This window comes from Streptomyces bluensis (assembly GCF_014650715.1).
Taxonomy (GTDB): Bacteria; Actinomycetota; Actinomycetes; order Streptomycetales; family Streptomycetaceae; genus Streptomyces; species Streptomyces bluensis.
Window position 1 is genome coordinate 1 of record NZ_BMVM01000034.1, and the last position, 12,596, is coordinate 12,596.

Consider the following 12,596-nt stretch of genomic DNA (forward strand, 5'->3'; position numbering starts at 1 on the left):
CACACGTCAGTGATCGCCGTCACCCGTCCCCAACCTCCGTGGACAGAACACCTAGGGCAGTTGCGCGTCCGGGACGCCGACTGGCTGCAGCAGCCAGCCGAAGTCGCCGAGCCCGCCGGGTGCCGTGAGCTCGGCGGCCTCGCCCGCGCGCGCGAGGGCTCGTACGTACGCCGCCGGGTCGGTGGTCGCCAGGGTCAGCGGCGGGCGGCCGCTGCTGACCCCGAGGGCGCGCAGGGCGTCCCGCTGGGCCAGCAGCCGGGCCCCCGGCAGGGCGCACGCGTCCAGCGCCACATGTGCGGTGATGTCGCACGAGCCGTCCGGTACGGGGGCGGTCTCCCGCCCCGCCCTGAACCCGGTGAGCGTCCCGAACGGTGGCCGGGCCCCGGCGGTGTGGGCGTAGTCGACGGCGACGGCGAGCCCCCGGCCGACGCTCGCCACGGCCGAGGCCCAGGCGGCGTCCCGGGGGCGCCCGATCTCGGCCCGCAGCCCCTCGTACGGCCCCTCGTACGGCCCCTCGGACGGCCCTTCGGACGGCCCCTCGGCGGGCAGCGGCCACCACCGGTCGAGCCACTCGGCGTCCGCACCCTCCACCGGGTCCCCGAGCCGTTCGGTTCCGTCCCGTCGTACGAGAACGAGGCGTCGTACGCCGTCGGGGTCCACCTGGGCGATGTCCACGGGCACGTTGTCGAGCCATTCGTTGGCGAACAGCAGTCCGGTGACGCCCTTCGGGGGCTCCTGGAGCCACTCGATCCGGTGATGAAGATCACTTGGCCGGGTGGCGCGCTCGATCGCGTACCCACGCGCGCGGGAGGCCACGTCCGCGGGGAGGGCCTTCAGGACGCCCGTCACCAGCTCGCCCCGGCCCGCCGCCATGTCCACGAAGGCCAGTTCGGAAGGGTGGCCGAGTGTCTCGTCCACCCGGCACAGCAGCCGGGCCACCGCCTCGGCGAACAGCGGGGACGCATGCACTGACGTGCGGAAATGCCCGGCGGGACCCTCGGGGCGGCGATAGAACCCCAAGGGCCCGTACAGCGCCTCCTCCGTCGCCTCGCGCCACCCGCGCCACTCGCCGCCCGCCGCACCAGTCACCGCGCCAGGTTAGGCGCCGCGAACCACGGAGCCTCCACCTTGCGGAGTACGCGCGCCGGTTGTGGATCGGCCCTCCGGTTGACTCCTGCACCCTGCACGCTTCCCTACTCTGGGTTACGTGCAGCGCCTCTACGACTTCCTCCGCAGGCACCCGACATGGGTCGACAGCTTCTGGGCCGTCGTCCTGCTCGGGATCTCCACGGTGAGCGGAACCGCGGGTCATGGGGCAGAGCGAGCCGTCTCCCCGGCCGCGTGGATCCCGATCATGATCCTGCTCTGCCTTGTGGTGGCGTTGCGCCGCCGCCTCCCCGAGGAGATGCTGCTGCTGGCCGCCGCGATGGGCGTGGCGCAACTGATCACCGACGTGCCGCCGGGACCGGTCGACTTCGCCATGCTGGTGATCATCTACACGGTGGCGGTGACCGGTGCCCGCTGGGCCTCCCGGTTCGCACTGGTCGGCGGTCTGAGCGCGGGCGTGCTGGCGCAGCTGCGCTGGCCCGCCGAACAGTCGGGCCCCCTGGGCGACATAGCGATAGCGGTCTTCCAGACCGTGCCGTTCGCCCTCGCCTGGGTGCTCGGCGACTCCCTGCGCACCCGCCGCGCCTACTTCGCGCAGCTGGAGGAGCGCGCCGCCCGCCTGGAGAAGGAGCGCGAGGCGCAGTCCAAGGTCGCCGTGGCCGCCGAGCGCGCCCGCATCGCCCGCGAGCTGCACGACGTGGTCGCCCACAACGTGTCCGTGATGGTGGTCCAGGCGGACGGCGCCGCGTATGTCCTCGACGCCGCCCCCGACCAGGCGAAGAAGGCCCTGGAGACGATCTCCTCCACCGGACGCCAGGCCCTCGCCGAGATGCGCCGCCTGCTGGGCGTGCTGCGCACCGGCGAGCACCAGGAGAGCGGCGAGTACGTCCCGCAGCCCGACGTCGAACAGCTGGACGAGCTGATCGAGCAGTGCCGTAGCTCCGGCCTCCCCGTCGACTTCAGGATCGAGGGAACCCCGCGGCCCCTGCCCAGTGGCGTGGAGCTCACGGCGTACCGCATCGTCCAGGAGGCCCTCACCAACACGCGCAAGCACGGCGGCCCGAACGCGGGCGCGAGCGTGCGCCTGGTCTACTTCGACGACGGCCTCGGCCTGCTCGTCGAGGACGACGGCAAGGGCGCCCCCCACGAGATGTACGAGGACGGCGGCTTCGACGGTCAGGGACACGGCCTGATCGGCATGCGGGAGCGCGTGGGCATGGTCGGCGGCACCCTGGACGCGGGACCGCGCCCCGGCGGCGGCTTCCGCATCAGCGCGCTGCTGCCGCTCAAACCCGCTCACTGACGACCGTGTGACGGAAGACAGAAACGGAACGGAAGAGGACTCCGATGGCGATCCGCGTGATGCTCGTCGACGACCAGGTGCTGCTGCGCACCGGGTTCCGGATGGTGCTCGCCGCCCAGCCGGACATGGAGGTCGTGGCCGAGGCGGGCGACGGCGTGGAGGCCCTCCAGGTGCTGCGGTCCACCGAGGTGGACGTGGTCCTCATGGACGTCCGCATGCCGAAGCTGGACGGCGTGGAGGCGACCCGCCGCATCTGCTCGGACCCTAACCCGCCGAAGGTGCTGATCCTGACCACCTTCGACCTCGACGAGTACGCCTTCTCCGGGCTGAAGGCGGGCGCCTCCGGTTTCATGCTGAAGGACGTGCCCCCGGGCGAGCTGCTGGCCGCGATCCGCTCGGTGCACAGCGGTGACGCCGTGGTCGCCCCGTCCACGACCCGGCGCCTCCTCGACCGGTTCGCGCCGATGCTGCCGAGCTCGGGCAAGGGCCCCCAGCGCAAGGAGCTGGAGCGGCTCACCGACCGTGAGCGCGAGGTCATGGTGCTTGTCGCCCAGGGCCTGTCGAACGGTGAGATCGCGGCCCGCCTGGTCCTGTCCGAGGCCACCGTGAAGACACACGTCGGCCGCATCCTGACCAAGCTGGAACTGCGCGACCGGGTGCAGGTGGTGGTCCTGGCGTACGAGACGGGGCTGGTGCGGGCCGGAGGACAGGGCTGAGTACCGTACGGGGCGCGGACGGGGGCCGGAGCGAAAACGGGGATGTGACCCGCGCGTGACCACCGCCCACTAGGGTGCGCGCATGCTCCTGTGGATCAACGGCCCCTTCGGCGGCGGCAAGACACAGACCGCGCACGAGATCCAGCGACGGCTGCCCGACAGCGTCATCTGCGATCCCGAGCACGCCGGCTTCGGGCTGCGCCGCATGCTGCCCCCCGAACTGCGCGGGAACTTCCAGGATCTGGCGTCCTGGCGGCAGGGCGTCGTCGAGGTCCTCGATCTGGCACTCACCAAGCACGACGGCGTCGTGATCGCCCCCATGACGGTGACCAGTCCCTCCTACTTCGCGGAGACCGTCGGCCGGCTGCGCGAACTCGGGCACGACGTACGTCACTTCACGCTCCTCGCGGAGCGCGAGACCGTCCTGCGTCGGCTGCGCGAACGCGGTCTTGGCCATCTCCTCCCGTACGTCGCCGGAAAGCGCGGCTCACTGCGCCGGGAGAGCTGGGCGGTGGAGCAGCTCGACCACTGCCTGGAGGCCCTGGGCGAGCCGGAGTTCGCCGAACACCTGTGGACGGACCACTCGACGGTGCCGAAGACGGCCGACCGCATCGCCGTCCTGGCCGGGCTGACGCTGCGGCCGAACAGGGAGGGCGCGCTGCGGACGCGACTGCGGCAGGCGAGGGTCGGGCTGAAGCACATCCGCTTCGACTGACCGGGTGCCCCTCAGCGACCTGCTCAGCCGCTCAGCGACCGCTCAGCCCCTCAGTGACCCACTCAGTCCTTCAGCGACCTGACAGCCCCTACCTGAGGATGGCCTCCAGGAAGTCGCTCCCCAGCCGCGCCACCACCGTGACGTCCAGCTGGTGCAGCACATAGCGGCCGCGGCGGCGCGTCGTGATCAGGCCCGCCTTCTTCAGGACGGCGAGATGCCGGGACACCTCGGGCGCGCTCAGATCGTTGGCGTGCGCCAGCTCGCCCGTCGTGTACGGCGCCCTGGCTATGTTCCGGCACAGGCGCAGGCGTATGGGATGCGCGAGGGCTTCCAGGCGCAGCTTGAGCACCTCCACGGAGGCGGGCGCCGCCTCGGGCCCCGCGACCGGGTAGAGCACGGTGGGGCGCCAGCCCGAGGCGTGCAGCACCATCAGGTGCGGCCAGCCGTGGTACGTCGGCACGAAGGTGACGCCGGGGCCGACCTCGGGGTCCACGGCGGTCGTGGTGCCGTGGGCGAGCTTGTCGGCCTCGATACGGGTCCCTCCGCCGTTCCCGGTGAGCGTGAGCGCGGCCGAGACCGCGGTCAGCGCCTCCTCCAGGCCCTTGTGGCGCAGGATCTCGGTCTTGTGACGGGCGTCGGCGGCCAGGTGGACCCGCACCCGGCGCCAGGTGTCCCCGAAGAACGCCTCGTCGCAGTCCTCCAGCAGGCGCCGCACCCACGCCCGTACGGTCGGGGGGTCGGCCAGCAGGCGTTGGGTGAAGCCGAGCTGCTCGGGGCCGCGGCTCGCCGCGAGGTCCAGCACGACATCGTGCCGGGCCCGGTCGACCAGGGGCGAGGGCAGCCCGGCCGCGTACTGGGAGCCGCAGCTGAACTCCAGGGCCACCGCGACGAACCGCTCGTCGCTCAGCCGGTCCAGGAGGTCCAGGTCCTCGGTGAGCGTCGTCCCCGGGTGGCCGTCGCACTCCGGCAGGGCGGCGAACGGCATGAAGATGTCCGAGAACGTGTTCCGCCACAGGAAGTCCGCCTGGATCAGACGGTCCGCCAGGTCCGGCTTGAGCGCGGCCGTGGTGGCCGTCACCCAGCCCTGTACGCCGGGATGGTGGCCCGGCTCGGAGAGCGCGTGCAGCGCGACGGCCAGCTCGGCCAGCGGTGACGTCCCGAAGACGATCCGCTCGGCCGGCAGCCCGGTGATGTCGATGCTGAGGCTCATGCAGTCATGGTGCACCCGGCCACTGACAACGCCCCGTCGATTGACGGCGCCCGTCAATCGACGCGACGCGCACGGCGGGCCGGCGCAGCCTGGACGGACCGGACCGGACGCCGGCCTGTCCTCCTCCTGCCCCCACCCTGCCCTGCTCTGCTCTGCTCTGCCCCGATCCTGCCCTGCCCGAGACGAGCCCGTTGCCCGCTCGTCGCCCTGTCCCGAGAGGCGGTACACCGTGAGCGTCACCGAGCAGTACATCCTCGACACCTACCGTGCCCAGCGCCTCGGCGAGCCCGCCCCGCCCGCGCCGGGTGCCCACGACTGGGAGGTGGTGCGCGAACTGCGCGACCTCCGGCGGTTCCGTGCGGTCACGGCGGGCCGCCCGGCCCGCGGACGCGTACGGTCCGCGGCGGCTCGGCTCCTGCGGACGCGCCCTACCCGGCGCCCGCGCCCCCGGTGACCTCCCGCAGCCGGGCCACGAACTCCGCCACCGCCTCCTTCACGTCGCTCGCCGTCCACTCCAGCCCGGCCGCCCGCACGACGACCTCGGTGTACGACAGCCCCGGGCCGCCCGCGTCCCAGGCGCCCGCGAACAGGACGGTCCTCGTCTCCTCGCCCTGCCGGATCGCGGCCTCGGAGAGGACGTCGGCGTCGTACGGCAGCCAGACCTGGAACTCATGGGTGTGCGGCTCCTCCGGGTGGACGCGCGCCCAGGGCACCCCGGCGGCCGCGAAGCCCTCGCGGAGCGCGGCGGCCACCACGCGCGCGTGGGTCACGTACTCCGGCAGCCGGGGCAGCTCCCGCTCCAGGCCGGCCAGCGCCGACAGCGCCGTGGGGAACTGCTGGAAGACCTGGCCGCCGTACCGGTGCCGCCATGTCTTCGCCTCGTCGGCGAGCCATCGAGGGCCCGCGAGCGCCGCGCCGCCGAAGCCGGCGAGCGACTTGTAGAGCGACACGTAGACGCTGTCCGCGAGGCCCGCGATCTCCTCCAGGGGCCGTCCGAAGTGGACGGTCGTCTCCCACAGCCGGGCCCCGTCGAAGTGCACCACCGCGTCGCGCGCGTGGGCGGCCGCGACGACCTCGCAGAGCTCCTCCCAGGTGGGCAGCACGAAACCGGCGTCCCTGAGGGGCAGTTCGAGCATCAGTGAGCCGAAGGGCTCGGCGAAGTCACGCACCTCGTCGGCGGTCGGCAGCCGTGGCTCGCTCGTCACCCGCAGCGGACGCAATCCGCTGACCTCGCTGAACGCCTTCCGTTCGTGCACCTCGGGGTGGGACAGCGCGTGCAGCGCCACGGCCGGGTCGCCGGTGCGGGCGGCCCAGACGCGCAGTGCCACCTGCTGGGCCATCGTGCCCGTCGGGAAGAAGGCGGCGGCCTCCTTGCCGAGCAGCCCCGCGACCCGCTCCTCCAGGGCCTCGACGATGCCGTCGCCGTACATGTCCGGCGCCTCGTCCAGGTCGTACAGCCCCGGCGCCTCCTCCCGCAGCAGCGCCAGCCGCTCCCGGATCGTCACCAGGAACGCCGGGCGGTCCAGCGTCCGCTCCGCCGCCCGAAGGGCGGCGATCCGCCGCTGCCGACGCCGTGCCGCCGGCGACTCAGGGGCCTGCGCCGCCGTGTCCTCCTCGCCGTCCGGCTGCACGGTTCGCCCCTGGCCCCGAACGTCCGCCCGCTCCGCGGTCCCCATCGCCCTCTCCGCCCTGTCGCTCACCCCCGGATGATGTCGTGCGCCCACGCGCGTGGCACCCCCTTTTCCGTGCCCGCGTGGCGTGGCGCCACGTGGGGAAACCCACAGCCTGTGGACAACCGATCGCCCCTCGAACCAATCGCGTTAACATGACGAGAAATCGTCCGGTACCCAGAGCGGACTGGAACGGGAAGGCCACCGTCGAGTGAGTACATTCCAACCCGACCCCAAGGACCGCCCCGCGCGGCTCACCGTGGGCGTTGTCGGAGCGGGCCGGGTCGGGCCCGCCCTGGCGGCGTCGCTCCAGCTCGCGGGGCATCGGCCCGTCGCTGTCTCCGGGGTCTCCGACGCGTCGAAACGGCGGGCCGCGGCGCTGCTGCCCGACGTACCGCTGGTGACCCCGGCCGATGTCCTGGACGGCGCCGAGCTGGTGCTGCTGACCGTGCCGGACGACGCCCTGCCCGGGCTGGTCGAGGGGCTCGCCGAGACCGGCGCCGTGCGGCCGGGGCAGCTGCTCGTGCACACCTCCGGGCGGTACGGCGCGAAGGTGCTGGACCCCGCGCTGCGGGCCGGGGCGCTGCCGCTGGCGCTGCACCCGGCGATGACGTTCACCGGCACCCCCGTGGACGTGCAGCGGCTCGCCGGGTGCTCCTTCGGGGTCACCGCGCCCGAGGAACTGCGACTGGCCGCCGAGGCGCTGGTGATCGAGATGGGCGGCGAGCCCGAGTGGGTCGCCGAGTCCGCCCGCCCGCTGTACCACGCGGCGCTCGCCCTGGGTTCCAACCACCTGGTGACCCTGGTCGCCCAGTCCATGGAGCTGCTGCGCACGGCGGGCGTCGAGGCCCCCGACCGCATGCTCGGGCCGCTGCTGGGCGCCGCCCTCGACAACGCCCTGCGCTCCGGCGACGCGGCCCTCACCGGTCCCGTCGCGCGCGGAGACGCGGGCACGGTCGCCGCGCACGTCGCCGAGCTGCGCGAGCACGCCCCGGGGGCCGTCGCCGGCTACCTGGCGATGGCACGCGCGACCGCCGACCGCGCGCTCGCCCACGGCCTGCTCAAGCCGGAACTCGCCGAGGACCTCCTCGGGGTACTCGCCAACGGCACGGAAGGGGACGCCCGATGACGCCCGCGCCCGGGAACGGAGACGCCCGATGACCACCGCCCTGCTGCGCACCGCCGAAGCACTGCACGCACGCGCACGCGTGGGCCGCCGTGCCGTCGTGATGACCATGGGAGCCCTGCACGAGGGTCACGCCACGCTGATCCGCACCGCGCGCGAGATCGCGGGCCGCGACGGCGAGGTGGTCGTCACCGTCTTCGTGAACCCCCTGCAGTTCGGCGCGGGCGAGGACCTCGACCGCTACCCGCGCACCCTTGACGCCGACCTCAAGATCGCCGAACAGGCGGGCGCCGACGCGGTGTTCGCGCCCTTCGCGGACGAGGTCTACCCCGGCGGCGAGCCCCAGGTGCGGATCTCCGCCGGCCCCATGGGGGAGCGCCTGGAGGGCGCCTCGCGGCCCGGACACTTCGACGGCGTGCTCACCGTCGTCGCGAAGCTGCTGCACCTCACCCGGCCCGACGTGGCCCTCTACGGGCAGAAGGACGCCCAGCAGCTCGCCCTGATCCGCCGCATGGTGCGGGACCTGAACTTCGGCGTGGAGATCGTCGGCGTGCCGACCGTCCGCGAGGAGGACGGCCTGGCCCTGTCCAGCCGCAACCGCTACTTGTCCGCCGTCGAGCGCCGCACGGCCCTCGCGCTCTCCCAGGCCCTGTTCGCGGGGCGCGACCGGCACGCCGCCCAGGAGGCCCTGCGCGCTCGGGCCCGGGAGGTGCCCGCCACGCGCGCGCGTGCGGAGGCCCTCAGCGCCATCGGCGAGTCCCGCGCCGCCGCCGACGCGCACGCCGTCGCGAAGGCCGCCCCGGCCACCACGTCGGTCCCCGCCGACGTCGTCGCGGCCGCCCGCATCGTCCTTGAGGACGCCGCACGCCTGAAACCGCCGCTGGAAGTCGACTACCTGGCTCTGGTCGACCCGTCCGACTTCACCGAGATCTCCGACGGCTTCACCGGTGAGGCCGTCCTCGCCGTCGCCGCCCGGGTCGGCACGACCCGGCTGATCGACAACCTGCCCCTCACCTTCGGAGCCGCCTCGTGACCACCAGCACAGGCACGACCAACACCGGCATACGACTCCACGCCCCCGCCCCCGGATGGGCGATCACCGCGGACGTCGTGGTCGTCGGCTCGGGCGTCGCCGGCCTGACCGCGGCACTGCGCTGCGAGGCCGCCGGCCTGAACACCGTCGTCGTCACCAAGGCCCGCCTCGACGACGGCTCCACCCGCTGGGCGCAGGGCGGCATAGCGGCGGCCCTGGGCGAGGGCGACACCCCTGAGCAGCACCTCGACGACACCCTGGTCGCGGGTGCGGGCCTGTGCGACGAGGACGCCGTCCGTCTTCTCGTCACCGAGGGCCCCGCCGCCGTACGCCGGCTGATCGACACGGGAGCGCGGTTCGACGAGTCCTCCGAAGGAGCACTGGAGCTGACCCGCGAGGGCGGCCACCACCGCCGCCGCATCGCGCACGCGGGGGGCGACGCGACCGGCGCGGAGATCTCCCGGGCGCTCGTCGAGGCCGTCAACGAAGCGATTGAGGCCGTCAACGAAGCAAGGACGTCGGGCACGCGCACGCGTGGACTGCGCACCATCGAGAACGCGCTCGTCCTGGACCTCCTCACCGACGCCGACGGCCGCACCGCGGGCGTGACCCTGCACGTCATGGGCGAGGGCCAGCACGACGGCGTCGGCGCCGTGCACGCGCCCGCCGTGGTCCTCGCGACCGGCGGCATGGGCCAGGTCTTCTCGGCGACCACCAACCCGTCCGTGTCCACGGGCGACGGCGTGGCGCTCGCCCTGCGCGCGGGTGCCGAGGTCAGCGACCTGGAGTTCGTGCAGTTCCACCCCACGGTGCTGTTCCTCGGCCCGGACGCGGAGGGCCAGCAGCCGCTGGTCTCCGAGGCGGTCCGCGGAGAGGGCGCCCACCTGGTCGACGCGCACGGCACGCGCTTCATGACCGGGCAGCACGAACTGGCCGAGCTCGCCCCCCGGGACATCGTCGCCAAGGGCATCACGCGCCGTATGCAGGAGCTGGGCGCCGAGCACATGTACCTGGACGCGCGGCACTTCGGTGCCGCCATGTGGGAGCACCGTTTCCCGACGATCCTCGCCGCCTGCCGCGCGCACGGCATCGACCCGGTCACCGAACCCGTCCCGGTCGCCCCGGCGGCCCACTACGCCTCCGGGGGCGTCCGCACGGACTCACGGGGCCGGACGACCGTACCGGGCCTGTACGCGTGCGGAGAGGTCGCCTGCACGGGCGTCCACGGCGCCAACCGGCTCGCCTCCAACTCCCTCCTGGAGGGCCTCGTCTACGCCGAGCGCATCGCCGCCGACATCGCCGCGAGCCACGCGGAGAACGGCCTCCACGCGCGCGTGCCGCAGCCCGTCCCGTACCCGCAGAAGCCCGAGCACCCGCTGCTGGAGCCGGAGGCACGGTTCGCGATCCAGCGGATCATGAGTCAGGGCGCGGGCGTCCTGCGTTCGGCGGCGTCCCTGTCGGCCGCGGCCGAGGCCCTCGACCAGCTGCACACCGACGCACGTGACGCCCTCGACGAGAACGGCAAGACGGCCGAGCCCGGCGTCGACACCTGGGAGACCACCAACCTGCTGTGCGTGGCCCGTGTCCTGGTCGCCGCCGCCCGGCGGCGCGAGGAGACGCGCGGCTGCCACTGGCGCGAGGACCACGCCGACCGCGACGACACCCACTGGCGCCGCCATATCGTCGTACGGCTGAATCCCGACCGCGCACTGGCCGTACGGACCACGGACACCCCAGACTTCCCCCCGACCGCCCCCCGGACCCCCGACCCGGCTCGAACCGGGGGCACCTCCACGCACCGGCCCGAGCGCCTTCCCCAGGAGCAGTGACGTTCAAGTGAGTACCCCCGACCTTCCCCTCGCCCAGAGCGGCGGCTGCGGCGACGGCTGTGCCTGCGGCACGGACCCCGACGCGGACGCGCTGGAGTCGTACATGGAGTGCGGCCTCGACCCCGCGCTCGCCGAGCTCCTCGCCGACGCCGGGCTCGACCCGGTGGAGGTCGAGGACATCGCCAACGTGGCGATCCAGGAGGACCTCGACCACGGCGTCGACGTCACCACCGTCGCCACCATTCCCGAGGAGGCCCGCGCCACCGCCGACTTCACCGCCCGCGAGGCCGGCGTCGTGGCGGGCCTGAGGGTCGCCGAGGCGGTCCTGTCGGTGGTGTGCACGGACGAGTTCGAGGTCGAGCGCCATGTGGACGACGGCGACCGGGTGGAGGCGGGACAGACGCTCCTGTCGGTCACGACCCGCACCCGAGACCTCCTCACGGCCGAGCGCAGCGCCCTGAACCTGCTGTGCCGGCTGTCCGGCATCGCGACCGCCACGCGCGCGTGGGCGGACGTCCTCCAGGGCACCAAGGCGAAGGTCCGGGACACGAGGAAGACGACCCCGGGCCTGCGCTCCCTGGAGAAGTTCGCGGTGCGCTGCGGCGGGGGAGTCAACCACCGCATGTCGCTGTCGGACGCGGCCCTCGTCAAGGACAACCACGTGGTCGCCGCCGGCGGCGTCGCGCAGGCCTTCAAGGCGGTCCGGGAGGAGTTCCCGGACGTGCCGATCGAGGTCGAGGTCGACACGCTGCACCAGCTGCGCGAGGTGGTGGACGCGGGCGCCGACCTGATCCTTCTGGACAACTTCACCCCCGGCGAGTGCGAGGAGGCCGTGGCCCTCGTGGGCGGCCGCGCGCTGCTGGAGGCGTCGGGTCGCCTCACGCTGGAGAACGCGAAGGCGTACGCGGAGACGGGCGTCGACTACCTGGCGGTGGGGGCCCTCACGCACTCCTCGCCCATCCTGGACATCGGCCTGGACCTGCGAGCGGCGGAGTAGGGCGGGTACGGGCCATGCTGCTGACGATCGACGTAGGCAACACGCACACCGTTCTCGGCCTGTTCGACGGCGAGGACATCGTCGAACACTGGCGCATCTCCACGGACGCGCGCCGCACCGCAGACGAGCTGGCGGTACTCCTCCAGGGCCTCATGGGGATGCATCCCCTCCTCGGGGAGGAACTGGGCGACGGCATCGACGGGATCGCGATCTGCTCGACGGTGCCGTCCGTGCTGCACGAGCTGCGGGAGGTGACGCGCCGGTACTACGGCGACGTGCCGGCGGTGCTGGTCGAGCCGGGCGTGAAGACAGGTGTGCCGATCCTCACGGACAACCCCAAGGAGGTCGGAGCCGACCGCATCATCAACGCGGTGGCGGCGGCCGAGATCTACGGCGGTCCGGCGATCGTCGTCGACTTCGGTACGGCGACGACGTTCGACGCGGTCAGTGCGCGCGGGGAGTACGTCGGCGGGGTCATCGCCCCCGGCATCGAGATCTCCGTCGAGGCACTCGGCGTCAAGGGAGCCCAGTTGCGCAAGATCGAGGTGGCCCGGCCGAGGAGCGTGATCGGCAAGAACACGGTCGAGGCGATGCAGGCGGGCATCATCTACGGTTTCGCCGGCCAGATCGACGGAGTGGTGAGCCGGATGGCCCGTGAGCTCGCGGACGACCCCGATGACGTCACGGTCATCGCCACGGGCGGGCTGGCGCCCATGGTCCTGGGCGAGTCGTCCGTGATCGACGAACACGAGCCGTGGCTGACGCTGATCGGTTTGCGCCTGGTGTACGAGCGGAACGTGTCGCGTATGTGACGGCGGGTGAATCCAGCCCCTCCGGCGTTTGAGGAGCGGGGGTCCGGGGGCCGGCCCCCGAAGACGGGGTCCGGGGCG

The 12,596-nt window shown here is 73.2% G+C and carries 12 protein-coding genes; 9 read left to right on the forward strand and 3 right to left on the reverse strand.

The features are described 5' to 3' along the window. Positions 1–51 precede the first annotated feature (51 nt). Positions 52–1,089: an SAM-dependent methyltransferase gene (locus tag IE262_RS38580; protein WP_189880285.1), complete on the reverse strand. Its 1,038-nt coding sequence runs from the start codon at positions 1,087–1,089 to the stop codon at positions 52–54. A gap of 118 nt (positions 1,090–1,207) precedes the next feature. On the opposite strand from IE262_RS38580, the gene IE262_RS38585 reads away from it, so the two are divergent. The 3 genes from IE262_RS38585 (at position 1,208) to IE262_RS38595 (ending at position 3,841) form a co-directional block, all read left to right on the forward strand. Beyond that, positions 1,208–2,410, forward strand: a complete 1,203-nt coding sequence (locus IE262_RS38585; protein ID WP_134042582.1) for a sensor histidine kinase — start codon at positions 1,208–1,210, stop codon at positions 2,408–2,410. 44 nt (positions 2,411–2,454) lie between these two features. Continuing rightward, positions 2,455–3,126, forward strand: coding sequence for a response regulator transcription factor (locus IE262_RS38590; protein WP_131564143.1), 672 nt, complete (start codon positions 2,455–2,457; stop codon positions 3,124–3,126). An 82-nt stretch (positions 3,127–3,208) separates the two neighbouring features. Continuing rightward, positions 3,209–3,841 (forward strand): AAA family ATPase, encoded by a 633-nt coding sequence (locus IE262_RS38595; RefSeq protein WP_189880286.1) that lies wholly within the window; start codon positions 3,209–3,211, stop codon positions 3,839–3,841. 88 nt (positions 3,842–3,929) lie between these two features. Here IE262_RS38595 and IE262_RS38600 read toward each other — a convergent pair whose 3' ends face one another. Beyond that, positions 3,930–5,051 carry a DUF5937 family protein gene (locus IE262_RS38600; protein ID WP_134042585.1) on the reverse strand — a complete coding sequence of 374 codons (1,122 nt, stop codon included), beginning with the start codon at positions 5,049–5,051 and terminating at the stop codon, positions 3,930–3,932. Positions 5,052–5,280: 229 nt separating this feature from the next. On the opposite strand from IE262_RS38600, the gene IE262_RS38605 reads away from it, so the two are divergent. After that, positions 5,281–5,505, forward strand: a complete 225-nt coding sequence (locus IE262_RS38605; protein ID WP_189880287.1) for a hypothetical protein — start codon at positions 5,281–5,283, stop codon at positions 5,503–5,505. Here IE262_RS38605 and IE262_RS38610 read toward each other — a convergent pair. After that, positions 5,480–6,727 carry a threonine aldolase family protein gene (locus IE262_RS38610; RefSeq protein WP_189880316.1) on the reverse strand — a complete coding sequence of 416 codons (1,248 nt, stop codon included), beginning with the start codon at positions 6,725–6,727 and terminating at the stop codon, positions 5,480–5,482. The genes IE262_RS38605 and IE262_RS38610 overlap by 26 nt on opposite strands. 205 nt (positions 6,728–6,932) lie before the next feature. On the opposite strand from IE262_RS38610, the gene IE262_RS38615 reads away from it, so the two are divergent. Genes IE262_RS38615 through IE262_RS38635 form a run of 5 tightly spaced genes read left to right on the forward strand, consistent with a single transcriptional unit; the run spans position 6,933 to position 12,518 of the window. After that, positions 6,933–7,850, forward strand: coding sequence for a Rossmann-like and DUF2520 domain-containing protein (locus IE262_RS38615; protein ID WP_134042587.1), 918 nt, complete (start codon positions 6,933–6,935; stop codon positions 7,848–7,850). Between the two features lie 28 nt (positions 7,851–7,878). Continuing rightward, positions 7,879–8,880, forward strand: a complete 1,002-nt coding sequence (gene panC, locus IE262_RS38620; RefSeq protein WP_134042590.1) for a pantoate--beta-alanine ligase — start codon at positions 7,879–7,881, stop codon at positions 8,878–8,880. Further along, the gene (locus tag IE262_RS38625; protein ID WP_189880289.1) at positions 8,877–10,709 is read left to right on the forward strand and encodes an L-aspartate oxidase; all 1,833 of its coding nucleotides are present in this window, start codon (positions 8,877–8,879) and stop codon (positions 10,707–10,709) included. Before panC ends, IE262_RS38625 begins: the two co-directional genes overlap by 4 nt. Positions 10,710–10,716: 7 nt before the next feature. After that, on the forward strand, positions 10,717–11,706 hold the full coding sequence (nadC, locus tag IE262_RS38630; RefSeq protein ID WP_134042594.1) for a carboxylating nicotinate-nucleotide diphosphorylase: 990 nt from the start codon (positions 10,717–10,719) through the stop codon (positions 11,704–11,706). Positions 11,707–11,720: 14 nt separating this feature from the next. Further along, positions 11,721–12,518: a type III pantothenate kinase gene (locus IE262_RS38635; protein WP_134042596.1), complete on the forward strand. Its 798-nt coding sequence runs from the start codon at positions 11,721–11,723 to the stop codon at positions 12,516–12,518. The last annotated feature ends 78 nt before the right edge of the window (positions 12,519–12,596 follow it).